Source organism: Planctomyces sp. SH-PL14 (assembly GCF_001610835.1).
Lineage (GTDB): Bacteria > Planctomycetota > Planctomycetia > Planctomycetales > Planctomycetaceae > Planctomyces_A.
Window position 1 is genome coordinate 5952207 of record NZ_CP011270.1, and the last position, 24665, is coordinate 5976871.

The window sequence follows — 24665 nt, forward strand, 5'->3', positions numbered from 1 at the left end:
GCGGTGGTAGGCTGTGGTGACGGTGCGTTGTGCAGTTGCGGCAGCCGTCTTTCCGCTGGCAAGGTTCGATGCGGGACGAGGTTTTCTGAATGGTGTCGAGATGCCGCCGGTAGACATGAATCCAACCTGGCTCCACGAGCTGCGAAGCGGGGACGCCTCGGCGATTCAAAAGTTGTGGGAGACCTTTTCTGAGCGTCTGGTGAAGCTGGCTGAAAAGAACGTCCGCTCCATCTCCCGACCCACCACGGACCAGGACGACGTTACGAGCAGCGTCTTCAAGAGCATCTGGAGAGGGGCCAAGGCCGGGCGGTTCCGCGACGTTAAGTCCTCCGAAGAAGTGTGGTGGATCCTGGCCGCCATGGCCCGCCGCAAGTGCATCGACCACGCCCGCCGCGAACAGGCCCTCAAGCGGGGCGGCACCGCCCCCGTGTTTTCCCTGAACGACATCGGGCCGAACTGGATCGAAACGATCGTCTCCCGCGAGCCGGACCAGAAGCTCGTGATCTCCATGGAGGACGAATACACGCACCTGATGCGGCTCATCGACGACGACATCGTCTGCCGGGTCGTGACCCTTCGAATCGAGGGACTGACCGTCAAGGAGATCGCGGCCGAGATGGACTTGTCCGTTCCGACCGTGGAGCGGAAGATCCGCTACGCCCGCGAGGTCTGGAAGGACAGCCTCTCCCATGCTCCCGAAGAATGATCCGGCCAACGAGCCCTCTCCCGTGTCCCCCTTTTCGCCGGAGCTAAAGGCGAAGCTGGACCGCGTGGAGGGGCCCTGCGACGAGTTCGAGAAGCTCTGGAAGACGGGCCGGCGCCCGCAACTGGAGGAGTTCCTCGCCCGTCAGGCCAGCCCCGACCGCGACCTCTTCTCCGGGCTGGTCGAGCTGGATATCGACTACCGCCGTCGCGCCGGGGAATCGGTCTCCTTCGAACAGTACCGCGAGCGGTTTCCCGCGTTCGAGGCGGTCCTCGCGGAACAGGACTGGCAGGGGGATCCGGCCCTCTCGATCCTCGGCGAACGCTACGAGCTCCGCGGCGAGATCGGCAAGGGGAGCTTCGGCGAGGTCTGGAGGGCGTACGACACGACGCTCCAGCGGCTCGTCGCCCTCAAGTGCCTCCACGACGACTTTTCCGAGAAGGCGTTCCGGATCCTGCGGCGCGAAGCCCGGGCGGTGGCCGGACTCGACCATCCGAGCGTCGTCAAGGTCCTCGACTGCGGCCGCGGTCCCAAGGGGGCCGTGATCGTCTTTGAATACGTGGAAGGGATCTCGCTGCAGGACTGGGTCGTCCGGACCGCTCCACCGCGGCAGACCGCTCCCGCCGCGGCCGCCTCGACGACCGCCGGCGCTTCCGCCACGGCGACTGTTCTCGCCTCGCTCACTGCCGTTCCTCCGGCTCCCGCCTCCAACCCGGCGGCCTCCGCGAAGATGGCCCCCTCCGCGCCCGCTCCGGGGCCCGAGGGAGGCCCGGCCCTCCCCCCGGCGATCGCGGCCCGCCTGGTGCTCCAGATTCTGGAGGGGGTTCAGCACATTCACGACCGGGGCGTGGTCCACCGCGACCTCAAGCCCGGAAACATCCTCGTCACGCCGGACGGGATGCCGAAGATCATCGACTTCGGGCTGTCGAAGCACGAGAACGTCCTTTCGACCCTCACCGACGACGGGAAGCTCCTGGGGACCGTCCCCTACATGAGTCCCGAGCAGTGCCAGGGAAAGCCCCTCGGCCCCGCGACCGACATCTACGCGATGGGGGTCATCCTGTTCGAACTCCTGACCGGCGAGCGGCCGTTCGAGGGGGGGAAGCGGGATGAGCTGATCCAGAAGATCGTCGCCGGCCCCCCGGCGAAATTCCGGCCGACGGACGTGCCGCAGGACCTGCGGGCGATCTGCCTGAAGGCGATCGAGCGGAACCCGGCCCGCCGCTACGCCTCCGCGGCGGCGATGGCGGAGCACCTGCGGCGCTACCTCGATTCCAAGCCGCTCCCGTTCCTGATGCGGCACCGGGAGCTCGTCCGCTCCGCTCAGGGGTTCGCCCGGATCGGGGGGATCGGGCTGGCGGTGGCCGCCTCCCTGTTTGCCGCCGGCGTGGTTCTGTTTCCCCCGAAGCCCGATCCGCGGCCGATGGTCGTCGTGGAGACCGTCCCCCCCGGGGCGAAGCTCTCCCTGTTCCCCATGGATCGCAAGGCGGGCCGGATCTTCACGGACCGGGCCGTGCGGCCCGCGGGGCCGACCCCCGCGGCGTTTCGTCTGGAGCCGGGCGACTACCTGATTGTGGCGGCGCTGGAGGACGGCACCGGCCGGTTCCACGAGGTCTACCGGCACGTCCCCGGCCCGGACGAGCCGGCCGTGACGGGGTTCCGGCACCTGAAGTGGTTCGTTGAGGGGCCCGGTCGCATCCGGCTGCCGACGATCGAGATCCCGGAGGCCTCGGTCACGGCGGACATGGCTCGTGTGGACGGCACGACGGATGGAGAGGCGGGACAGGGATTCGTCTGCGGCCGGTCGGGGACCAAGGCCGCCCCGCGGACCCGCGTGCAGATTCCGGACTTTCTGGTCGACTCCGCGGAAGTGACGCTGGCGCAGTATCAGGAGACGCTGCGCGTGTCTCCCTCCAACGAGCCCAGCCTGAAGCAGCAGGATCCGGGCTCGCCGGTGTGCGTCTCCTTCGAGGAGGCGGTGGCCCGGGCCGAGGATCTGGGAAAGCGGCTCCTGGAGGAGGCGGAGTTCGAGTTCGTTGCGACGGGCCGCGGGGAGCGTCAGTTCCCCTGGGAGGATCCCGCCGATGGACGCGAAGTGCGGCCTTATCAGGACCGGCTGGTGCTGGGAGGAAAGGCCGTATCGGGGCTCTGCTCCGGACACGCCGAGTGGACCGACATGTCCCGCCTCGACCCGCGGGAGAAGGCCGGTGCGGACCTGATCCTGCCGGGAAGCTTTCCGTTCCTGCGACCGGTCCGCGGCGGCGGTAAGCTGGCCCTGGAGGATCCCACCGACTTCAGTCTTCGCGACCGCGATCCCGAGTATCGGACGTTGGTCAGCAAGTTTGAGGTGCGGAAGGGGCTCGGCTTCCGCTGCGGCCGCAGCGCGGCCCCGCGGCTGCATCCGGAGGACTTCGTCCGCGTCGTGCCGGAGAGTCCGGCCGACGAGCGTCTTGTTCAGTCCGGAAACGCGGCGCCCTGACGCCCGACGTCATGCGGCCAGCGCGGCACCGGGATCGGCGATGCGCCGCCAATTCCTGACGAGCCTCGGGCCGGCAACCATCGGTGAAGGTCCGGGCCTCTCCTCTGTGCGGAGGCGGAGTGGACCCCGAGTCGCCGCTCTTTGCTGCCTCGATCCGTGTCCCTCCGTGGCGATGTCGTCCGTTCGGAGGGACGCCACGATCCTGACGAACGAAAGTCCGGGGCGGCCGCGCAGGACGGGCCACTCCGGACTCTCGAGTTTCTTCAGAATCGAAGAGAGGACCGTTACCGCAACTGGACGATGTAGGTCGTCCCTTCGTGCTCGACGTGGACCGCCGCGTTCTGGATCCGGCCCTTGACCTTCGCCGGCTTGGCGTCGGTCGGGGCTTCCAGGGCCTCGAAGCCGAACATCATGAACTTCGACTCGCTGAGGCCCCCGAGGGCCTTCGGGTTGCAGTGGTACAGGTAGCAGTAGGCGAACTTGTCCGGCGTGGAGGCCTGGCCGTCGTGGTCGAACCGGACCGCCGTGCGGGAAACCTGCTCGGAGAAGCGGCGGGCCGGGCCGGCCGGCATCACGAATTCGTCGGTCTGCGGCAGCCACTTGCGGGACAGGACGAGTCCCCCCGCGGTGCGGGTCGGATCCGCAGCCTTCAGGGCCGTGACTTCCTTTTCCCACTGGCAGCCGGCCGATCCGCATTCGAGCGGCCACTCGTACTCTCCGATGAGGTAGGCCGCGATCGGCTCCGACGGGCAGTCGTCGTGGTACTCGGCGTAGTAAATGGTTTCCGCGTCCCAGTAGCCGATCGGCCAGAGAGCGCAGGTGTTGGGGGCGCCGGCAAAGGCGTCGGCGGCCAGCGTCAGGCCGAGGGCGAGGGTGCAGAAACGGGAAAGGAGTGTGCGCATGGAAAAAATCCTTGTGCCAATGGAAAAACGAGCCCCCTTGGAGCCATTCCAGGAGGGGTGGGGAGAAACGAGTGCCGCACGCGCCGTGAAGCGGTTGACGTTCAACCGCGCGGGACGGAACGGCCGCCGGCCGCCGAGGGGGGCGCCAGCGAAAGCAAATTCAGCATCGATGAACCGGGACCGGTTCCCGCCGACGGACGATTCCAGCGGCCGTCGGGGAGTGCCGAAGAGCGGTGTCGGGAGACGGATCCCCCATCACGGCCAACGGCCAACCTGAGCATCTCTCCGCCTGTTTTCGGCGGAGCGCCGTCGTCGGTCAACCGGCCGACGGACATTCAGAACAATCCGAACGAAGCGCTCGTGGAACGAGCCGACAACGCACGGGGGAGGGGTTCGTGGCAAAGCCGCATCGCCCGGCGCCGGACCGCCGCGTTCCCAGCGGCGGTTCGGGTGTCGGCCGTCCTCTCCCCCCGAGGACGGTTCCGCAGTGTTGGTGCTGCGCGGATCGGCAGCGGCGCCTGAATCTTCAGGCCAGACTTCACCAGGCCGAGAGACGCATTCCGTCGTCCCGCATTCCCAGCTGAAAGAGAATTTCCATGTCCACGGACTCGGAGAGGACGTGAACCGACCCATCGGCCATCACCATCTGGACGGCTCCGGTGTGGGCCGACGAGAGAGGGTTGTTGGCGCCGTGGTTCTCATGGACCCCGGGCTGGTCGCAACGTGAGTTCGGGGCATACCGGAAGGTGGTGATGTTCCAGCAGGCGGGGATCGACGCGGCCGTGGTCACGCCGCTGAAGTTGGGGGGGACGCCGACGCCGCTGGTGCCGGTCATCCAGCTGTTGGGGTTCGATCCATCGGTCCGGCAGGCGGCGCCGTTGGCGCGGAAGGTGTAGTTGGACGCTTCGGCGACGAGGGCGGTGTTCGACATTCCGTCCGTGATCTCCGACCAGCGGATGGCGGCGTTCGGGACGAGGAGGCCGTCGGCCGACAGGTGCCCCACCAGCCCGTCGATCGCGCAGCAGCCCGAGATTCGGCGGGCGGGAAATCCCCAGTCGCTCGAGGATCCCGAGACCCCCACGTAGGACGAGGCCTGATGCGCGATGGAAAAGGTGACGTTCATCCGGGGGAGGGGGCTGGAAGGACATCTCAGGATGTCCAGGAAAATTCCGTTGAGTCCCGCGCCGTTGGTGGATCCCATCGGGGGGGGGAGGATCGGGAGGCCGTTGTTCGGCGACGACATGTCAAAACGCAGGAAGACGGAGTCCTCTTCGATGTACGGCAGGAGCCCGACGTACCAGGAAGGGCCGATGCCCCGCTGCGAACGCGCGCCGACGGGGAGGGTCCCGTGGCTCGCCTCGTAGTTGTGGAGGGCAATGCCGATCTGGCGGAGGTTGTTCCCGCACGAGGCACGTCTCGCCACTTCGCGAGCCTGCTGTACGGACGGAAGCATCAAGGAGGCCAGGAGCGCAATGATGGCCAACGAGACCAGCAGTTCAATCAGCGTGAATCCGCGGCGACGATCGACGATGGCTGACCTGAGACGCACGCGGTACCTGACCGATGTTGAGCAACGAACCCTTCAACCCGGCAGACGGAGTGTCGCAGATCCAGGTGAAGGCAAACATCGACCAGGTTTTCCCTTGTGAATCCAACCTGAAATTCCGTGGAAACCGCTTGGCCTGAGAGGCGTTGCGATTCCCTTCTGCTTTGAAAACCGCAGGCCGCCCAGGCTGCCCATCAGGTTTTCACAGAAGACCGGCTTTCAAGAATTTTCGATTCCCGTGATGGGCTCCGGAGTCGGTTTACGGTCAATGGATTGAAACACCCAGTGAACTCGCCCCGGCGATGGTTGAGCTAGGCAGTCTTAGCCCGCCTGTCACTGTTCCTATTGCCGGGGCGACGACATGTAAAAGGAAATCCTGGGGCGGAGAACTACGGTGCATCCCAAGTCCCCGCCCCAGGATGCCTCGGCCCGGGAGCAGCCCAGTCTCATAAAGAGTCGGGCCCATCCCTGAATCGCGACCCCAACACGGTATTCGGTTTACAAGACTTAATGCAAGGGAACTGCCGATTTCCGGCCGGTTCCGGCGCGGATGTCGTGCTTTTTGACGTTGTTCTGCGGGAGCGGGCCAGGCGGATTCTGCAGGTGGGTTCCATACAGCAGCAGAATCCACTCCCGCGCCCCCTCCTCCGGTCGGTAGGGCCGTATGAGGGTGGGGCGGGTGGCTGACGGGCCGCTCACCGGTGGAAATGAACACGGGGCCCGCTCGGAGTGGTCATTTGCGCGGTGGGCCTGCTTCCGCGAAAACCCAGGAATGCGGGGCTGCCGCAACGGGCTCCCCGCGTTCGCGGAACCCTGGGAGGAAAGGGCGTCGGCGGCGGTGAATTCGCGCTCGCGGCGGCGAAGGAATGGCCAGGTCCTTTGCGAGTTTCTTCCCCGGGGAATCCCGGTGTTTTCCTTGGTTGACAGCCCCTGCCGGAGCGGGGAAAGTCCATGTCCCCCCTTCACTCGTGCATAAGGAGACGACGCGCACTCTGACTGTAGAAAGCGGGACCATTGGACGAACCATCCGAAGCAATTCGGCTGTTCATTCAGGCTTATGTGGATTCGATCGACTTCCTCCGCGTTCTTCTCGTGATGGCGAGGAGCCCGGAGAGGGACTGGACGGAAGCCGAAGTCGCATCCGCCACGGCACTCGCGCTGGACATCTGCCGGCTCCAGCTCGAAAAGGTCTCCGCGCGCGGACTCGCGTCTCGCACTGATTCGCCCGAAGGGAAATACCGTTACGGACCGCGCGCCGACGAGTTGCGGCGGCTGGTTCAGGAACTGATTGCGCTCGACGACCACTACCCCGTGACGCTGATCAAGCTCGTTTACGGACGCCCCACGACTCCCTCCCAGGCCGCCCAGGCCTTCTCGGACGCATTCCGCCTGAGGAGACCCTAACGTGGTGCTGGCGATCTTCATTCTGTCGCTTCTCACCTCCCTGCTCTGCGGCGCGCTCCTGCTCCGCGGCTACCGCTCGAGCGGACACCGCCTGCTCCTCTGGGCGGGCCTATGCTTTGTGGCGCTGGGACTCGAGAACGTCGTCCTGATCCTCGACATGTACGTGATTGCCGCCTGGGACCTGAGCCTGGTCCGGCTGGCCGTTCCCCTGGTGGGGCTTGCCGCCCTGTTGTACGGGCTTCTGTGGGAAGCCTCGTAACCCTTTGATCCGCGAGGTCGCGATGGACATGTACCTGTCCGGCATGATCACGGGACTCAACTGCGTGGTCGCCCTGATCTTCATGAAGTTCTGGGTCCAGACCCGGGACCGCCTGTTCCTGTGGTTCTCGATCGCCTTCGTGGCCCTCGGCCTCAGCCGGCTGCGGGCCACGATCGACCGCGACCACGAATGGTTCCTGTACGCCCACATGCTCCGCTTCGCCGCCTTCCTGACGATCCTGGCGGCGATCGTCGACAAGAACCTCAAGAGCCGGCAGTCCCCGTAAGGGCCGCCCCGGATCCGTTCCTCATCGACTCGTTCCCCGCCCCCCAACTTCCCCCTTCCCGCGAACCCGAGTCTCCCATGAGCGACAAGCCTTCCCGCGGCGTTTCCCGGAAACCGGCGACTCTCGGCGCGGATGACGCGACCCAGGCGGTCCTGGCCGATGAGCCGGGGCGGACCGCGGTCGCCGGTCTGGGCGTTTCGGAGGAGTCCGACACGCCTTCGTCCGGCGACAGCCAGGCGGCGCTGCGGCAGATCCTGACCGCGATGTCCGCCTTCCGCGACGGGGACTTTTCCGTGCGGCTGCCGGTCGACTGGGGCGGTCTCGAAGGGCGGATCGCGGACGCCTTCAACCAGGCGGTCGCGCAGGAAGACCGGATCACGCTGGAGATCAAGCAGCTCAGCGTCACCGTCGGAAAAGAGGGGCGGCTGAAGCAGCGGCTGGCGATGTCGGGGGCGGTCGGCGGGTGGGCGGTCCGGTCGGAGTCGATCAACACCCTGATCGACGACCTTGTCCGTCCGACGACCGAAGTCGCCCGCACGATCGGCGCCGTCGCCAAGGGGGACCTGAGCCAGTCGATGGAGCTCGAAGTCGACGGCGATCCGCTGCAGGGGGAGTTCCTCCGCTCGGCGCGGCTCGTCAACACGATGATCGACCAGCTCTCGGTCTTCACCTCGGAAGTGACCCGCGTCGCCCGCGAGGTCGGGACCGAGGGGAAGCTGGGGGGCCAGGCGCAGGTCAAGGGGGTGTCGGGGGTCTGGAAAGAACTGACCGAGTCGGTGAACCAGATGGCGGGGAACCTGACCGCCCAGGTGCGAAACATCGCCGACGTCACGATCGCGGTGGCGAACGGCGACTTGTCGAAGAAGATCACCGTCGACGTCCGCGGGGAAATCCTCCAGCTCAAGGAAGCCATCAACACGATGGTGGACCAGCTCCGCTCGTTCGCCTCGGAAGTGACCCGCGTCGCCCGCGAGGTCGGGACCGACGGCCGCCTCGGCGGTCAGGCGGTGGTCCCCGGGGTCGCCGGGACGTGGAAGGATCTCACCGACTCCGTGAACGCCATGGCGGGGAATCTGACGGCCCAGGTCCGGAACATCGCGGCGGTGACGACCGCCGTGGCCCGCGGCGACCTGTCGCGGAAGATCACCGTCGACGTGAAGGGGGAGATTCTCGAATTGAAGGAGACCATCAACACGATGGTCGACCAGCTCAACGGCTTCGCGGCGGAAGTGACCCGCGTGGCCCGCGAGGTCGGGACCGAGGGGAAACTCGGCGGTCAGGCGCGGGCTCCCGGTGTGGCGGGAACGTGGAAGGACCTCACCGACTCCGTGAACTCGATGGCCTCGAACCTGACCGGCCAGGTGCGAAACATCGCCGACGTCACGACCGCCGTGGCGCGGGGAGACCTCTCCCGCAAGATCACCGTCGACGTGAAGGGGGAGATCCTGGAGCTGAAAAACACCATCAACACGATGGTCGACCAGCTCAACAGCTTTGCCTCGGAAGTGACCCGCGTGGCCCGCGAAGTCGGGTCGGAAGGGAAGCTCGGCGGTCAGGCGGTGGTCCCCGGGGTCGGCGGGACGTGGAAGGACCTGACGGACAACGTGAACTCGATGGCCTCGAACCTGACGGGCCAGGTGCGGAACATCGCCGACGTCGCGACCGCCATCGCCAAGGGGGACCTGTCGTCCAAGATCACCGTGGCGGCCCAGGGGGAGATCCTCGAGTTGAAGGACACGATCAACACGATGGTCGACCAGCTCAACGGGTTTGCGGCGGAAGTGACCCGCGTGGCCCGCGAAGTGGGGACCGAAGGGAAGCTGGGCGGGCAGGCGGAAGTCCCCGGGGTGGCGGGGACGTGGAAGGACCTGACCGACAACGTGAACTCGATGGCGAACAACCTGACCGGTCAGGTGCGGAATATCGCCGACGTCACGACCGCCGTGGCCCGCGGCGACTTGTCGCGGAAGATCACCGTCGACGTGAAGGGGGAAATTCTGGAGCTGAAGAACACCGTCAACACGATGGTGGACCAGCTGAACGGCTTCGCGTCGGAAGTCTCCCGCGTGGCCCGCGAAGTCGGGACCGAAGGGAAGCTCGGGGGGCAGGCGGCGGTCCCCGGGGTGGCAGGGACGTGGAAGGACCTGACGGACAACGTGAACTCGATGGCGTCGAACCTGACCGGTCAGGTGCGGAACATTGCCGACGTCGCGACCGCCGTGGCGAACGGAGACCTTTCGAAGAAGATCACCGTCGACGTGAAGGGGGAAATCCTCGAGCTGAAGCTGACGATCAACACGATGGTGGACCAGCTCAACGCCTTCGCCTCGGAAGTCTCCCGCGTGGCCCGCGAAGTCGGGACCGAAGGGAAGCTCGGGGGCCAGGCCCAGGTCCGCGGCGTGGCGGGGACGTGGAAGGACCTGACGGACAACGTGAACTCGATGGCGTCGAACCTGACGGGCCAGGTGCGGAACATCGCCGACGTCGCGACCGCCATCGCCAAGGGGGACCTGTCGAAGAAGATCACCGTCGACGTGAAGGGGGAAATTCTGGAGCTGAAGAACACCGTCAACACGATGGTGGACCAGCTCAACGCCTTTGCCTCGGAAGTCTCCCGCGTGGCCCGTGAAGTCGGGACCGAAGGCAAGCTCGGCGGTCAGGCGGCGGTCGAAGGGGTCGCCGGGACGTGGAAGGACCTGACGGACAATGTGAACTCGATGGCCTCGAACCTGACCGGTCAGGTCCGGAACATCGCCGACGTCACGACCGCCGTGGCCCGCGGCGACTTGTCCCGCAAGATCACCGTCGACGTCCGCGGGGAAATTCTGGAGCTGAAGAACACCATCAACACGATGGTGGACCAGCTCAACGCCTTCGCGTCCGAAGTGTCGCGCGTCGCCCGTGAAGTCGGGACCGAGGGGAAGCTCGGGGGCCAGGCGCAGGTGCCGGGTGTCGCCGGAACGTGGAAGGACCTGACGGACAACGTGAACTCGATGGCGTCGAACCTGACGAGCCAGGTCCGGAACATCGCGGAAGTGACGATCGCCGTGGCGAACGGGGACCTCTCGAAGAAGATCACCGTCGACGTCCGCGGCGAAATCCTGGCCCTCAAAGAGACCATCAACACGATGGTCGACCAGCTCCGCTCGTTCGCCTCGGAAGTGACCCGCGTCGCCCGCGAGGTGGGGACCGACGGCAAGCTCGGCGGTCAGGCCCAGGTGCCCGGTGTGGCGGGGACGTGGAAGGACCTGACCGACTCCGTGAACTCGATGGCCTCCAACCTGACCGACCAGGTGCGGAACATCGCCGACGTGACGACCGCCGTCGCCCGGGGGGACCTCTCCCGGAAGATCACCGTCGACGTGAAGGGGGAAATCCTCCAGCTCAAAGAGACCGTCAACACGATGGTGGACCAGCTCTCCGCCTTCGCCTCGGAAGTGACCCGCGTGGCCCGCGAAGTCGGAACCGAAGGGAAGCTCGGGGGCCAGGCGCAGGTGCTCGGGGTCGCCGGGACGTGGAAGGACCTGACGGACAACGTGAACTCGATGGCGTCGAACCTGACGGGGCAGGTTCGAAACATCGCCGACGTCACGATTGCCGTGGCGAACGGAGACCTGTCGAAGAAGATCACCGTCGACGTTCGCGGGGAAATCCTCCAGTTGAAGGAGACCATCAACACGATGGTCGAGCAGCTCCGCTCGTTCGCGTCGGAAGTGACCCGCGTCGCCCGCGAGGTGGGGACCGAGGGACGGCTCGGGGTGCAGGCGGTCGTCCCCGGCGTCGGGGGGACGTGGAAGGACCTGACCGACTCCGTCAACACGATGGGCTCGAACCTGACGGCCCAGGTGCGGAACATCGCGGAAGTGACGACCGCCGTGGCCCGCGGGGACCTCTCGCGGAAGATCACCGTCGACGTGAAGGGGGAAATCCTGGAGCTCAAGAACACCATCAACACGATGGTGGACCAGCTCAACGCCTTCGCGTCGGAAGTGACCCGCGTGGCCCGCGAGGTGGGGACGGAAGGGAAGCTCGGCGGTCAGGCGCAGGTGTCGGGAGTCGCCGGGACCTGGAAGGACCTGACGGACAACGTGAACTTCATGGCCTCGAACCTGACCGACCAGGTCCGCGGGATCGTGAAGGTCGTGACCGCCGTGGCGGACGGGAACCTGCGGCAGAAGCTGACCGTGCAGGCCAAGGGAGAAGTGGCGGCCCTCGGTGAGACGATCAATAACATGACCGACACGCTCGCCACGTTCTCCGAGCAGGTCATCAGCGTGGCCCGCGAGGTGGGGGTCGAAGGGCGGCTCGGCGGGCAGGCGAACGTCCCCGGCGTGTCGGGAACGTGGCGCGACCTGACGGACAACGTGAACCTCCTGGCGGGGAACCTGACGACGCAGGTCCGGGCCATCGCCGAGGTGGCGACCGCGGTCACCAAGGGGGACCTGACCCGCTCGATCCAGGTGGCGACCCGCGGGGAAGTGGCCGAGCTCAAAGACAACATCAACACGATGATCGCCAACCTCCGCGAGACGACCGAGCGGAACAAGGAGCAGGACTGGCTGAAGACGAACGTGGCCCGCTTCACCAGCATGCTCCAGGGGCAGCGGGACCTCGTGACCGTCGGCAAGATGTTGCTCGCGGAACTGGTCCCGCTCGTGAACGCCCAGCAGGGGGCGATCTACCAGATGGCGGACTCCGACTTCGACGTCCCGACGCTGAAGCTCCTGGCGGCCTATGCCCGGACCATGCACCAGAAGGACCGGATCGGGATCGGGGAAGGGCTGGTCGGCCAGTGCGCCTCCGGCAAGCAGCGGATCCACCTCACCGACGTGCCGCGGGACTACATCCTGGTCCAGTCGAGCCTCGGAGAGACGCCGCCGTCGAGCATCGTCGTGTTGCCGCTCCTCTTCGAAGGGCACGTCAAGGCGGTGATTGAGCTCGCCTCGATCCATCCCTTCACCGCGACGAACCTGACCTTCCTGGAGCAGCTCACGCAGAGCATCGGGGTCGTGCTCAACACCATTGAGGCGACGATGCGGACCGAAGGGCTCCTGACGCAGTCGCAGCAGCTCACGGTCGAGCTCCAGTCGCGGCAGAGCGAGCTCCAGCAGACGAACGAGGAGCTGGGGACCAAGGCCAAGCTGCTCGCCGAGCAGAACGAGGAAGTGGAACGGAAGAACCGCGAAGTGGAGCAGGCCCGCCGGGCCCTCGAAGAGCAGGCCGCGGAGCTGGCCCTCACCTCCAAGTACAAGTCCGAGTTCCTGGCGAACATGTCGCACGAGCTCCGGACGCCGCTGAACTCGATCCTGATCCTCAGCCAGCAGCTCGCCGACAACGCCCCCGGCAACCTCTCGCCGCGGCAGATCGAGTTCGCCCGCAACGTGAACTCGTCGGGGACGGACCTGCTGCACCTCATCAACGACATCCTCGACCTGTCGAAGATCGAGTCCGGGACCGTCACCGTCGAGTCCGAGGAGATCTCGTTCAGCGCCCTGCGGGACACGATCGAGCGGAACTTCCGGCACGTCGCCGAGAACAAGAACCTCCCGTTCGAGGTCCGGTTCTCTCCCAACCTTCCGCCGTTCCTCTCGAGCGACCCCAAGCGGCTGCAGCAGATCCTCAAGAACCTGCTCTCGAACGCGGTGAAGTTCACGACGCACGGGCACGTGCACGTCCGGGCGGAGCTGGCCCGGACCGGCTTCTCGCCGGACCATCCGATTCTTTCCAAGGCGGACCAGGTGATCGCGTTCGCGGTCGAGGACACCGGCATCGGGGTCCCGCTCGAGAAGCAGCGGCTGATCTTCGAGGCGTTCCAGCAGGCGGACGCCGGGACCGCCCGCAAGTACGGGGGGACCGGGCTGGGGCTGGCGATCAGCCGCGAGCTGGCCAGCCTGCTGGGGGGCGAGATCCGGCTGACGAGCGTCGCGGGGCAGGGGAGCACCTTCACGCTCTATCTGCCGGTGCGATACGCCGGCCCGACCGGGGCCGGAGCTGCCGCGCCCGACCGGAGCAGCCCCGTGGCGCTCCCGCAGTCGGTCGTTCCGGTCCACGCGGTCGCCGCCGAGGAGCCGATCCTCGACGACCGGGACGAGATCACCGAAGGGGACTCGGCGCTCCTGATCATCGAGGACGACCCGCATTACGCCCGGATCCTGCTGGGGCTGGCTCGCGACAGCGGGTTCAAGGGGATCGTGGCCCTGCGGGGGGCGGTCGGGCTGACGCTGGCCCGCCGCTACCGGCCGACCGCGATCTCGCTCGACATCTTCCTCCCCGACATGCTGGGCTGGACGGTCCTCAATACCCTCAAGTCCGATCCGTCGCTGCGGCACATCCCGGTGCAGATCATCACCATGGAGGAAGAGCGGCAGCACGGGCTGGCGCACGGGGCGTTCTCGTACGTCGTCAAGTCCCCCACGACCGACAGCCTGGAAGCGGCCTTCGACCGGCTCAAGGTCTTCACCTCGCCGCGGGCCAAGCGGCTCCTGATCGTGGAGGACAACCAGATCGAGCGGGACTCCATCGTGGCCCTCCTGGAGCACGACGACATCGAGCTCTCGGCGGTCTCGACCGGCCGCGAGGCCTACAAGGCGCTCCTCGACCGGCCGTTCGACTGCATGGTCCTCGACCTGCGGCTGCCGGACATGACCGGCTTCGATCTCCTGGAGAAGGTCCACGCCGACCGGCACCTGCAGGAGATCCCCGTGGTGGTCTTCACCGGCAAGGAGCTGACGGATGCGGAGCAGACCCGCCTGCGGACGATGGCCAAGAGCATCATCCTGAAAGACGTGCAGTCCCCCGAGCGCCTCCTGGACGAGACCGCCCTCTTCCTGCACCGCGTGATCTCCGACCTGCCGATCGAGAAGCAGCGGATGCTGGAGCGGCTGCACCGCTCGAACGAGGCGCTCCGTCGCCGGAAGGTGCTGGTCGTCGACGACGACGCCCGGAACATTTTTGCCCTGACGACGGTGCTCGAAGGGCAGGAGATGGAGGTCCTCACGGCCACGAACGGACGTCAGGCGATCGAGCTGATTCAGAAGACGCCGGACCTGAGCATCGTGCTCATGGACATTATGATGCCGGAGATGGACGGGTACGAGACGATGCAGCGGATCCGGGACGACGCGCGGTTCCGGACTCTCCCGATCCTGGCGCTGACGGCCAAGGCCATGAAGGGGGACCGGGAGAAGTGTCTCGACGCCGGGGCGTCGGACTACATCGCCAAGCCGGTCAACACGGACCAGCTCCTCTCGCTGATGCGGGTGTGGCTGTTCCGGTAAGGGGGAGAGGCGAGCGGGGGGCGTGAGCCCCCTGATGGAAACAGAGCGTCAGCCCCCTGATAGGAACGGAGCGTGAGCCCCTGATGGCAACGATTCCCTTCATGAAGAGAGGCGACCGGCGCAGAGAACCTCCAGCGTCGGTCGTCCGTGAGAGAACAACATCCTGCCAGGAACAACAAGAGACGGAAGAAAACACCATGGTCACCGTCTCTCCGTCGTCCCGGACGGGAATTTGCAGCAAAGCAGGACTGCCTTTCCACCATTGAAAGGGTGGGCGATTTTCGGTCGTCCCTGACGGGACATCACGTGCGAGGATTGTGGTTGTGATGACGACATCGGGATCCGCCGATCTCCGCGACGACCGGACCGACCTCCTGGGGCCCGGCGGCGGGAGCGATCCGCCGGTGCGGATCCTGCTCGTCGACGACGACCCCAAGAACCTCATCGTCCTGGAGTCGATCCTCGAAGATCCCCGCTACCGTCTCGTCAAGGCGGACTCCGCCGATGCCGCCCTCCTGGCCCTCGTCCAGGGGGACTTTGCGCTGATCATTCTCGACATCCAGATGCCGGGGATGAACGGGCTCGAGCTGGCCCAGATGATCAAGCAGCGGAAGAAGACGGCGACGATCCCGATCATCTTCCTCACCGCCTACTTCAGCGACGACCAGCACGTCCTGGAAGGGTACGGCACCGGGGCCATCGACTACCTCCACAAGCCGGTCAACGCGGCGATCCTCCGCTCCAAGGTGGCGGCCTTCGCGGACCTGCACCGCAAGACGCTCGACCTGGCGCAGGCCAACACGCAGCTCCAGGCGGAGATCGACGCCCGCCGCCTGGTCCAGGACGAGCTTTCGGCCCTCAACGAGCGGCTCGAGTCGCGGGTCGCCGAGCGGACCGCGGAACTGGAGACGGCCCTCCGCTCGCTGCGGGAGAGTGACGACCGGCTCCGCCTGGCGCAGGACGCCGGGGAGGTGGGGATCTGGGCTCTCGACCTCGCCGAGTGGACCGTCACCTGGACCGACGTGGCCCGCTCGATCTTCCATCCCGGGCGGTACGGCGACACGGTCCGCTTCGACGAATGGATGGCCTGCGTCCACGAGGACGACCGGCACCGGATCGCCGAGGGGCTGGGGCGGCCTTCGACGACCGCGGGGGATGGTCTCGCCTACCGTCAGGAGTATCGGGTCCGCCATCCCGACGGGGTGGTGCTGTGGGTCGAGGCGGTCGGGGCGTTCGAAGTGGGGCCGGTCGGTCGGCCGATCCGCGTGCAGGGATGCGTCCGGGACATCTCGGAACGCAAGCAGATGGAGCTGGAGCTGAAGGAGCAGGACCGCCGCAAGGACGAGTTCCTGGCCATGCTGGGGCATGAGCTCCGGAACCCGCTCGCGCCGATCCGCAATTCCCTCTCGCTGATGCAGTTCCTGGCGGAGGAGAATGAGGAGATCCGGACCTGTCACGACGTCGTCGACCGGCAGGTGTCGCAGCTGACGCGGATCGTCGACGACCTGCTCGACGTCTCGCGCGTCTCCCGCGGGAAGATCCGGCTGGAGCGGACGACGGTCGACCTGGCGGAAGTGATCCGGTATGCGCTCGAGACCTGCCGGCAGCAGATGGACGCCCGCCGGCATGCCGTCGAGCTCTCGTGGCCGGCCGGGCCGCTGCACGTCGCCGGGGACATGGCGCGTCTCTCGCAGGCGGTGTTCAATCTCCTCAACAACGCGGCCAAGTACACGGAGCCGGGGGGGGAGATCGCCGTGGCGCTCGGGCTCGACCCGGACGATTCCGGGACGGCGCTCGTCTCGATCCGCGACAACGGCCGCGGGTTCGACTCGAACATCGCGGCGGACCTGTTCAGCCTGTTCTATCAGGCGGACCGCACGATCGACCGGGCCGACGGGGGGTTGGGGATCGGCCTGGCGCTCGTCAAGTCGATCGTGGAGATGCACGGCGGGACGGTGTGGGCGGTGAGCGCGGGGCGGGGCCAGGGGAGCGAGTTCACGGTCCGGCTGCCGCGGCTGCGGGAGACGCTGCCCGGGGGAGAGCCGGCGGAGTCCGCGTCCGCGGCTTCCCGCGAGAATCCGGAATCGACGTCGCCGTCGGCGGTGGGTCCGGAGCGCGGGCGTCAGATCCTGGTGGTCGATGACAACCACGATGCGGCGACGACGCTGGCCCGTCTGCTGCGGCAGATGGGGCATCGCGTGCGGACGGCGCATGATGGCGAGGCGGCGCTCGCTTCGGTGCGTGAGGAGGCGGCAGAGATTGTGCTCCTCGATATCGGGCTTCCGCGGCGCGACGGGTATGACGTCTGTCGCGAGATCCGTCGGACTCCGGGGCCGCAGCCGCGGATTGTGGCGCTGACGGGTTATGGGCGTGAGGAGGACCGGGCGCGGACGAAGGAGGCGGGGTTTGACGGGCACCTGACTAAGCCGGTGCGGATGGTGGATCTGGAGCGGTTGCTGACGTCGGTGGATGGTTGAGGGCCGGAAGAGTTCGCCACAGAGGGACATCGATCCAGGCCGGAAGATGGGCTTGGACAGGCTGTTGCCGGCGCTCGGCCGTTTCCTCAGAGAAGGGCTTTTGAAACACAGAGGCACAGAGAACACGGAGAGGGGCGGGAGGAGATGTTGAGATGTTTGTGAAACGTTTCTGGAAGCGAAGGTGGCCACAGAAAGAGGAGGTGGGCCACGGATGAACACAGATCAGGGCCGGAGCGCGAAGCCCACAGCCCCCTGTCTCCCAGGAGAAGATGGGAACACGGATTGTCGCTACGGATCGCGGATCCAGAGCCAGCCGTTCTCCGTGTTCTCTGTGCCTCTGTGTTTCAAAAATTCGAAGGCTTTTCCCGACCGCGCACGGCTCAGTCTTTGACTCAGCAATGATCGCTCAACCGGAGACGCGATCCGGCTGGGTCACTCGTCTCCGATGTGGCTCCGTTCCATTGGAATCTGTGTTCATCGGTGTTGATCTGTGGCTGACTCCTCCTCGACCCGGAAGAGCGGTGAACACCGCGGGCCGTGCGAAGGGAGCGTGACGGCGCGGGCGTAACCTCAGCAGGGGGGCGGCGGGTATTGCTGGAGCGGGGACCGCCCCTCTTGATTCACGTTCCGCCGCGGCGCGCCGGATTTGCGCGAATTTTCCCTGATCCGCCAAAGCCCCCGGAACGCTTTCCTCCTGAACAACGTCCTGCCTGTCGCCGGCAAAGCCTCACCCCACGCCGGAACGGCCTCGCGTTGAATCACCGCCCGCCTCGGCCCCCGCGGCGCACGATTTCCCCGAAAACACCAGAAATAAGACCCTTTCGGATTGAACTATAGACAAGTTGTCTATAACTTGTCGGGAGACGGTGGGACGCCGTACTCCGCAGCCTCGAACGACGAGGCCGGTGGGTCTGACACAGCTTGGTCCTGGGCGGCTCTGCTCGAGCCCGCCCCCGCCCCCGCCCCCGCCCCCGCCCCCGCCCCCGCCCTGTTTGAGAGGGTCACATGAAAGTGCTTTCCCTGCCTCTGGCTGAACTGTCGATCGTCGCCATGCTCCTCGTGGGAGTCCCCGCCCTCGAAGGGATGGTGTCGATTGCCGCCTCCGTCCTCGTCGGCGGGGAGTCGCTGCAGGTCGCCGTCCGGCTGGCCAAGACGGACGGATCTCTCGCCGTGGGAGCCCGTCACGACGGCGAACTGGGACGACCCGTCTGGAGCGAGAAGTTCGCCGACCAGCTCGCCTACTTCGCGCCGCTGACGCAGCAGATGACGGCCGCTCCGCACGCCGGCGCCGCCGGGCCAGCCCTCACGCCGGTACCCGTCACCCGCGACCCCGGCATCCCCGCGACGCACCTTCCACCCGCCTACCTGCTCGATGCCCGAACAGCGGTCAACCCGCTCTCGACGCAGACCAGTGCCGCTCTTCAGCACGCCCTCTGAAAGGCGCGACGGCCACCCGGCCCGGACATTCGTCCGGGCTACGTCGGGATGCGGCGGCAAGGCCAGGCGACTCAAGAGAACTCCTTGATGGGCTTCCTCAAACTCACGGGCCAGTGTCGCTGCTCCAGACAGGCCCTGCTGGCTGATAGCTGACAACTCTCTACGGAAACTCCGCCGGCGTATTCCCCGCGGTGTACGGATTGTTGGAACCGGGCCGGCGTAGGGCTGCTTCCAGACGATCTCGTCATCGAGCTTCATCGTCAGCGTGCTCGGCTGCGACAGGCGGCCGACGCCGTAGCTCCAGCTCGTCCCGTCGGTCTCCACAAGCAGTACGAGACCGGGATTCCGGCCGTTGACGAACAGGAAGATCGCCCCGTCCGCCTTGTCGTGCGATGTCGGCTGATAGCGGTCGATCTCCCGCGGGAGCCGCCGGAGCTGCACCAGCACCCGGTCCGTCTCTTCAATGTCCTGCGTGGCGGTGAACCGCCGCGAGAGTTCTTTGATCTGCGACATCCGCAGCGCCGCCGTCCCCGCGGGGGCCGGACCGGCGGGGATCGGCTTCATCTCGACCGCCGGGCCGGTCGGGTTCCAGATGAACTTCGTCGAGGCCGCCGCGAACGGCTCGCGGTTGATCGAGAGGGCGTCATACACGACCCGCGGGCCGCTCCCCAGATAGTTGGGATGCAGCTCCGTTGTGATGATCGCCCGCGGACGGCCCGTGGCACCGAGCCGCCACACCGTCCCGTCGATGTAGCCCCGGGTCTCGTCGTCGTAGCGGAAGAGCGGGTCCGCCTGGAGCCGCTCGGGAAAATCCTGCTCCGCCGCCTTGAACCGGAAGTTCCCGGCGTGCTCGGCCATCACCGCCATCCGGGCGGTCTTGATCTCCTCGGGGGAAAGCTCCGGCGCCTTGTCTTTGGCTCCGGCTCCCTGGATTTCCACGAGCTTCGGCCCTCCGGGAACAGTCGACCTTCCCGGCTCCTGGGCCAGGGCCGTCCCTCCCAGCAGAGACAGGAGCGTCGCCACCCGCGGCAGACTCCGAAACGCCATCCTCAACCTCCCGCACTTTAGGCCCAATTCGAAATTTCGGCTTGAAGTATAGACGCTGTGTCTGTAATGTGTCGAGGAGATTCGTCCCGGATTCGCGTTGCGTTCGTCGTCGGTCCCCCTCGCCCTGCTTCGTCACTGTTCCGGAGCTCAGAACATCCATGTCACCTCGAGCGGTCAGCCTGCCCGACGCGGAACTGTCAGTCCTGCGATGCCTGTGGGAGCACATCTCCGCCTCCGCGCGACAATTGACGTTGTGGCTTTATCCGGAAGGGACCCCTGCGCAGGTGGCGACCGTCCAGAAGCTGCTGAGCCGCCTGGAGGAGAAGGATTGCGTCCGCCGGAACCGCGACACCTGGCCGCACCTGTTCGAAGCGGTCGTCGGCCGCGAGGACGTGATCTCCGACCAGTTGCAACAGACCGCCGAGCGGCTGTGCGACGGCGACCTGCACCCGCTCCTGACGCACCTCGTCAAGGCGGGTAAACTCAGTGCCGAAGACCGCCAGTCGCTGCGGGACCTCCTCGACGACCTGGACGAGCCGCGGAATAAGAAGGGCAAGAAGTAAGCCGCCAAACGGCGATGAATCGGAATCGAGAGCAATGACATCGTGAATGCGGGACGCTCCGGCGTCCCAGTTCTCCGCCCGCGGCGGCGAACCTTGACCCTGGTGAGCGTCTCAAAGAGTCAGGTGTCACATGATTCGAATCGTCGAATGGGCCATCGCGAATTCGCTGACCGTGGCGGTCCTGGCCCCGATCGTCTTCCTGATCGGGCACGTCTGCCGCCAGCCGGCGGTTCGCCATGGGCTGTGGGTCCTGCTTCTCATCAAGCTCGTCACGCCGCCGCTGTTCCCGGTCGAGATCTCTCTTCCGGACCTCCTCCCAAGCCGCGCCGCCGCGACCTCCGCTTCCGCTGTTCCGAGCCCGCAGGTCGTCGGGAGCGTGAGCGAAACGGTCGCTCTGCCGTCGCCGTCGGCCTCGCTCCCGATCGCTGCGGTGGCCGTCGAGACCGCGACCGTTCCGCAGTCCGTCCTCTCCGCCTTTGAACCGGTCGGTGCGGGATCCACGGCGGTCATCGCTGAGGCGGCCCCGATCGCGCCGGTGCTGTCGGCGAATCCGACCGTCCCTGTTTCCCCCTCCGTCGTCGGGCCGTTGGTCGCCCGGACGCTCGTCTTCGTCTGGCTCATCGGGGCGGCGATCCTGCTGTCGGTCCAGCTGTACCGTCTTGCGTCATTCGCGCGGCGGCTGCGGCGCTCGAGCTATCCTTCGGCCGGCCTCGATGACGACATGCAGGAAGTCCTCGACGGACTCGGCTGCACGCGGGCGCCCCGGGTCCTGATGGTCAACGGCGTCGTCTCCCCCATGCTGTGGGGCGTCGGCCGCTGGGCCACGATCCTCTTCCCGGCCGAGCTCTATCAGCAGCTCCGCCGCGACGCCCGCCAGACGCTGCTCCTGCACGAACTGGCCCACTACCACCGCGGCGACAGCTGGGTCCGGCTCCTCGAATTCGTCAACGTGATCCTCTTCTGGTGGCATCCCGTGGCGTGGTGGTCGCTGCGGGAAATCGAGTCCGCCGAAGAAGAGTGCTGCGACCAGTGGGTCATGGGCCGCACGCCGTCGTCCGCCCGGTGCTACGCCGGGGCGCTCCTCGACACGATCGACTTCCTCTGCGAGCGGAACCCGCTCGCCCCGCCGGTCTCGAGCGGCCTCGGCAATCCCCGCGAGCTGCGGGGACGGCTGGTCAAGATCATGCAGGGGAGCGGCCGCCAGACCATCAACGCCGCCGGCCGCGTGGGGCTGGCCCTCGTGCTCCTGGGACTGCCGTTCCAGCCGCAGGCGCTCGCGTCGCTCGGCGGCTCGTTCCGCGAAACCCTGCTCAGCGGCCTCGAACGCATCGAGAGCCTCGCCCCGACCGACCCGGAAACCGAAATCCCGACGGTTGTGGCGACACGGTCCGCCGTGACCGAGCCGGCCATCCCCGCGCCGCAGGTCCGCCCGACGGCGCCGCGGTCCCGCTCCTCCGTCCGCGAATGGGCGACCGCCGTTTCGGACGGCGGCCGGTACGAGATCCGCGCCCGGACCGGGAAGCGGGTCGACCTGATCGACAACGAGACCGGGCGGGCGACGCCGCTGACCGACTGGAACGTGGCGGCCACCGCCTTCGTTCCGGGGCGCGGCGAGTTCGTGACCGGCGGCTTCGACCGGCAGCTCCGCCTGTGGGACGCGGCCTCGGGAACGATCCGCGCCACGTTCGCCGAGTTCGCCGAGGCGGTCGTCTCCGTCGCGGTCTCCCGCGACGGCGGACTGGTCGCCGCCGGCGCCCGCAGCGGCGACGTCGCGGTCTACCGGACCGGCGATCTCGTCGAGCCGCTGACGTGGAAACTCGACGCCCCGATCAACAGCGTCCGCTTCTCCCCGGCGGGTGACCGGCTCCTCGTGAGCGTCGGCGGCTGGCGCTCGGAGCGGAGCGGGGCGCTCGTCGTGATCGATGTCCGGGGCGGCACGATCCTCCGGACCATTCCTCTCGCCCGCCCGATCGGCGTGGCGGAGTTCACCGCGGATGCGAACACCGTCGTCACCGGCGGCTGGGACGGACGGATCGACTTCGTCCGGCTCCCGCAGGGGAACGTGATCGCCAGCGTGATGCGCTCCAAGGACGCCGTCTCGGCCGGGGCCTTCTCACAGGATGTCGAGTCGTTCCCCGGCGTCGACCTCGAAACGGCGCGGGCGGAAGTCGCCCGGCAGGAACTCGAACGGCTGGGGCTGGCGATTGGAACGGGATCGCCGCTGCCGTTCCCGAGTCCCGCCGACGCGGTGGCCCGGACTCCCCAGACCCTCTTCCCGTCTCTGTTCGCCGTGGCTCCGAAGAGCGCGGCTTTGAGGACCATGGCTCCGACGAGTCCGGTTCCGACCACGACGTCGTCGGCGCCCGGCGCTCCGGCCTTGCTCTCGGCTCCCGCTCCCCGCTGAGCGGGCTGCGGAGGGCGGTTCGCTGTCGTCTTCGATCGTTCTGTGTCTCGCTTTCTGTGTCTTTCTTCTTTGTCCGCGGTCTCCCCGGGAGGCGTTCGTGGTCCGCGCCTGGCTTGCCATCGTGATTCTCGCCGCCGTGAACGGCGTCGTCCGGGGCGACGAGGGGTCGCTCTCGGACCGGCAGCGGATCGTGACCGACCTGGCGAAGCGGACCGTCGAGCTCACGCAGTTCCGCGTCGCAAAGGGAAACGCGCCGCTCGTCCATCACGGGCCGCTCCTGCGGTGGTCGAACCCGACCGCCGGCGAGGTTCACGGCGAGATCCATCTCTGGACGGAAGACGGCCGCCCGGCGTGCATCGGCTCCGTCTACCGCTGGTTCAGTCCGCAGTGGGGGGCAACGCTCGAAGTCTCGTCGCTCGTCGACCGGCAGGTCGTTGCGCGGCAGCGGGACCGCGAGTTCTGGAAGCCCCCGGCGGCCGCGATCCGCTGGGAGCCGCTCGCCGGGAGCGAGGCCCCGGCCGACACCCCCGCCGGGCGGCTGATCCAGATGCGGCGGATCCTCCGCGACTTCGCGGCGACACTCCGCGACACCCGCCGGACCGAAGAACCGGTCGAGCGCCGCCTGCGGCTCATGCCCCAGCCTCTCTTCCGCTATCCCGCTCCGTCGGCGACGGCGTCCTATCTCGACGGTGCGATGTTCTCCTTTGTCGAGGGGACCGACCCCGAGGTGCTGATCCTCCTGGAGTGCGACGCGGCCAAGACCGGGGCCGCTCCGGCGAAAGAGACTGAGCCGGCGTGGCGGTGGGGGGCGGTGCGGATGAACATGGACAGCCAGACGGTCTCGCTCTCCGGCCGGGCCGCCTGGTCCGCGGACGGGCTGGAGCTCTCGCGGGTCCTCTCGGCCCCGGCCGAGCCCTACGCCTACTTCATGCTGGAAGAGCAAACGGGAGAGGTGAAGCGATGACTGCGCTCCGGAGCGTCCTCTCCTCGGTCGTCTTGATTGGGACCATCCTGTCCGTGGCCGTGCTGCCGGTGGCGGCGCCGCTCCTGGCTGCCGAGCCCGAAGCGGCGCCGTCGACCACGGTCGAGGAGCGCCGGCGACAGCGGCTCCGCGAAGAGCTGTCGGCCTCGGTCGACTGGAACAGGTTCCTCCTGACGGAGGCTCCCGACGCGAAGGTCGAGCCGGTCCGGGTCCACCGCTGGACGAACGACGAGCGGGACCCGCAGGGGGAGGGGATCGCGGTCCTGTGGATCGGCCGCGGGCGGCCCGTGGTGGCGGCCTCGATCTATCCCTGGAACGGGCGGCTCATCCACGAGATGGAATCGCTCTCCCGGGAAACGTTCTCCTGCCAGCGGGAGGACGCGCTGATCTGGCAGCCGCGGACCGGCATCGAGTACCACCGCGTCCCCGACGCCGAGGCTCCCGCGGAGTCTCCGGTCGCCCGGCTCCGCCAGATGAAAGGGATCGCCGACCGGTTCGCGATCACGATGCTCGGCTGGAACGACGACGACTCCGACCGCGAGCAGCTCCGGCGGCTGCCGAAAGAGCTCTTCCGCTACCGTCCCGAAGCGGGCGGGCCCCTGGATGGCGCCGTCTTCGCCTTCGTGAAGGGGACCGATCCGGAGACGCTCCTCGTCGTGGAGGCGGTTGCCGGCGAGAACGGCGGACCGTCCCAGTGGCACTACGCGCTCGCCCGGCAGACGTCCGGGGGGCTCGAGGCGCGGCTGGGAGAGCAGGTGGTCTGGACCGCGCCGAAGCATGTCTATCGGGGCGACCCGACGAAGACCTTCTTTACGGCCGAGGGGCCGCTGGCGCCGAGTGCCATCGAGACAGGCCCCGTGGAATCCGGCCCCTTGCGCTCTCCGAACGGGCTGAAGTGA

General features: G+C 67.3%; 14 protein-coding genes and 1 pseudogene. 12 read left to right on the forward strand and 3 right to left on the reverse strand.

Translation table 11 applies throughout. From position 1 onward, the window contains the following. Window positions 1-115 precede the first annotated feature (115 nt). Together VT03_RS22890 and VT03_RS22895 are read left to right on the forward strand one after the other, a co-directional pair. A complete protein-coding gene (locus VT03_RS22890; RefSeq protein WP_075095150.1) occupies window positions 116-706 on the forward strand; it encodes an ECF-type sigma factor in 591 nt (196 codons plus the stop codon). Continuing rightward, window positions 690-3182 carry a serine/threonine-protein kinase gene (locus tag VT03_RS22895; protein WP_075095151.1) on the forward strand — a complete coding sequence of 831 codons (2493 nt, stop codon included), beginning with the start codon at window positions 690-692 and terminating at the stop codon, window positions 3180-3182. Before VT03_RS22890 ends, VT03_RS22895 begins: the two co-directional genes overlap by 17 nt. Before the next feature lie 284 nt (window positions 3183-3466). On the opposite strand, the gene VT03_RS22900 is transcribed toward VT03_RS22895, so the two are convergent. Both VT03_RS22900 and VT03_RS22910 read right to left on the reverse strand, forming a co-directional pair. Beyond that, window positions 3467-4084, reverse strand: a complete 618-nt coding sequence (locus VT03_RS22900; RefSeq protein ID WP_075095152.1) for a hypothetical protein — start codon at window positions 4082-4084, stop codon at window positions 3467-3469. 538 nt (window positions 4085-4622) lie between these two features. Further along, entirely contained in the window at window positions 4623-5633 is a 1011-nt protein-coding gene (locus tag VT03_RS22910; RefSeq protein ID WP_075095154.1) for a DUF1559 domain-containing protein, read from the reverse strand. A gap of 1011 nt (window positions 5634-6644) precedes the next feature. Between VT03_RS22910 and VT03_RS22915 the strand changes: the two genes are divergently transcribed. The 6 genes and pseudogenes from VT03_RS22915 (at window position 6645) to VT03_RS22935 (ending at window position 17333) form a co-directional block, all read left to right on the forward strand. After that, window positions 6645-7034, forward strand: a complete 390-nt coding sequence (locus VT03_RS22915; protein ID WP_075095155.1) for a hypothetical protein — start codon at window positions 6645-6647, stop codon at window positions 7032-7034. Window position 7035: 1 nt separating this feature from the next. Next, window positions 7036-7293: a DUF5985 family protein gene (locus VT03_RS22920; RefSeq protein WP_075095156.1), complete on the forward strand. Its 258-nt coding sequence runs from the start codon at window positions 7036-7038 to the stop codon at window positions 7291-7293. Between the two features lie 22 nt (window positions 7294-7315). Then, window positions 7316-7579, forward strand: a complete 264-nt coding sequence (locus VT03_RS22925) for a DUF5985 family protein (RefSeq protein ID WP_156514704.1) — start codon at window positions 7316-7318, stop codon at window positions 7577-7579. Window positions 7580-7842: 263 nt separating this feature from the next. Next, a pseudogene (locus tag VT03_RS35280) lies at window positions 7843-8457 on the forward strand (HAMP domain-containing protein); the annotation flags it as partial. 174 nt (window positions 8458-8631) lie between these two features. Next, a complete protein-coding gene (locus VT03_RS22930; protein ID WP_410000425.1) occupies window positions 8632-14856 on the forward strand; it encodes a HAMP domain-containing protein in 6225 nt (2074 codons plus the stop codon). 326 nt (window positions 14857-15182) lie between these two features. Further along, window positions 15183-17333, forward strand: coding sequence for a response regulator (locus tag VT03_RS22935; RefSeq protein ID WP_075095157.1), 2151 nt, complete (start codon window positions 15183-15185; stop codon window positions 17331-17333). An 846-nt stretch (window positions 17334-18179) separates the two neighbouring features. Here VT03_RS22935 and VT03_RS22940 read toward each other — a convergent pair. After that, window positions 18180-19817 carry a hypothetical protein gene (locus VT03_RS22940; protein WP_075095158.1) on the reverse strand — a complete coding sequence of 546 codons (1638 nt, stop codon included), beginning with the start codon at window positions 19815-19817 and terminating at the stop codon, window positions 18180-18182. 158 nt (window positions 19818-19975) lie between these two features. On the opposite strand from VT03_RS22940, the gene VT03_RS22945 reads away from it, so the two are divergent. The 4 genes from VT03_RS22945 (at window position 19976) to VT03_RS22960 (ending at window position 24665) form a co-directional block, all read left to right on the forward strand. Beyond that, window positions 19976-20380: a BlaI/MecI/CopY family transcriptional regulator gene (locus VT03_RS22945; RefSeq protein ID WP_075095159.1), complete on the forward strand. Its 405-nt coding sequence runs from the start codon at window positions 19976-19978 to the stop codon at window positions 20378-20380. A 130-nt stretch (window positions 20381-20510) separates the two neighbouring features. Further along, window positions 20511-22784: a M56 family metallopeptidase gene (locus VT03_RS22950; protein WP_075095160.1), complete on the forward strand. Its 2274-nt coding sequence runs from the start codon at window positions 20511-20513 to the stop codon at window positions 22782-22784. 97 nt (window positions 22785-22881) lie between these two features. Further along, window positions 22882-23748: a hypothetical protein gene (locus VT03_RS22955; RefSeq protein WP_075095161.1), complete on the forward strand. Its 867-nt coding sequence runs from the start codon at window positions 22882-22884 to the stop codon at window positions 23746-23748. Beyond that, entirely contained in the window at window positions 23745-24665 is a 921-nt protein-coding gene (locus VT03_RS22960; RefSeq protein WP_075095162.1) for a hypothetical protein, read from the forward strand. Before VT03_RS22955 ends, VT03_RS22960 begins: the two co-directional genes overlap by 4 nt.

Excerpts from the sequence above, each read along its gene's own strand:
- VT03_RS22890 (WP_075095150.1), top strand. The coding sequence starts at position 116 with ATGAATCCAACCTGGCTCCACGAGCTGCGAAGCGGGGACGCCTCGGCG.
- VT03_RS22895 (WP_075095151.1), top strand. The coding sequence starts at position 690 with ATGCTCCCGAAGAATGATCCGGCCAACGAGCCCTCTCCCGTGTCCCCC.
- VT03_RS22900 (WP_075095152.1), bottom strand. The coding sequence starts at position 4,084 with ATGCGCACACTCCTTTCCCGTTTCTGCACCCTCGCCCTCGGCCTGACG.
- VT03_RS22925 (WP_156514704.1), top strand. The coding sequence starts at position 7,316 with ATGGACATGTACCTGTCCGGCATGATCACGGGACTCAACTGCGTGGTC.
- VT03_RS22935 (WP_075095157.1), top strand. The coding sequence starts at position 15,183 with ATGACGACATCGGGATCCGCCGATCTCCGCGACGACCGGACCGACCTC.
- VT03_RS22940 (WP_075095158.1), bottom strand. The coding sequence starts at position 19,817 with ATGGCGTTTCGGAGTCTGCCGCGGGTGGCGACGCTCCTGTCTCTGCTG.
- VT03_RS22945 (WP_075095159.1), top strand. The coding sequence starts at position 19,976 with ATGTCACCTCGAGCGGTCAGCCTGCCCGACGCGGAACTGTCAGTCCTG.
- VT03_RS22950 (WP_075095160.1), top strand. The coding sequence starts at position 20,511 with ATGATTCGAATCGTCGAATGGGCCATCGCGAATTCGCTGACCGTGGCG.
- VT03_RS22960 (WP_075095162.1), top strand. The coding sequence starts at position 23,745 with ATGACTGCGCTCCGGAGCGTCCTCTCCTCGGTCGTCTTGATTGGGACC.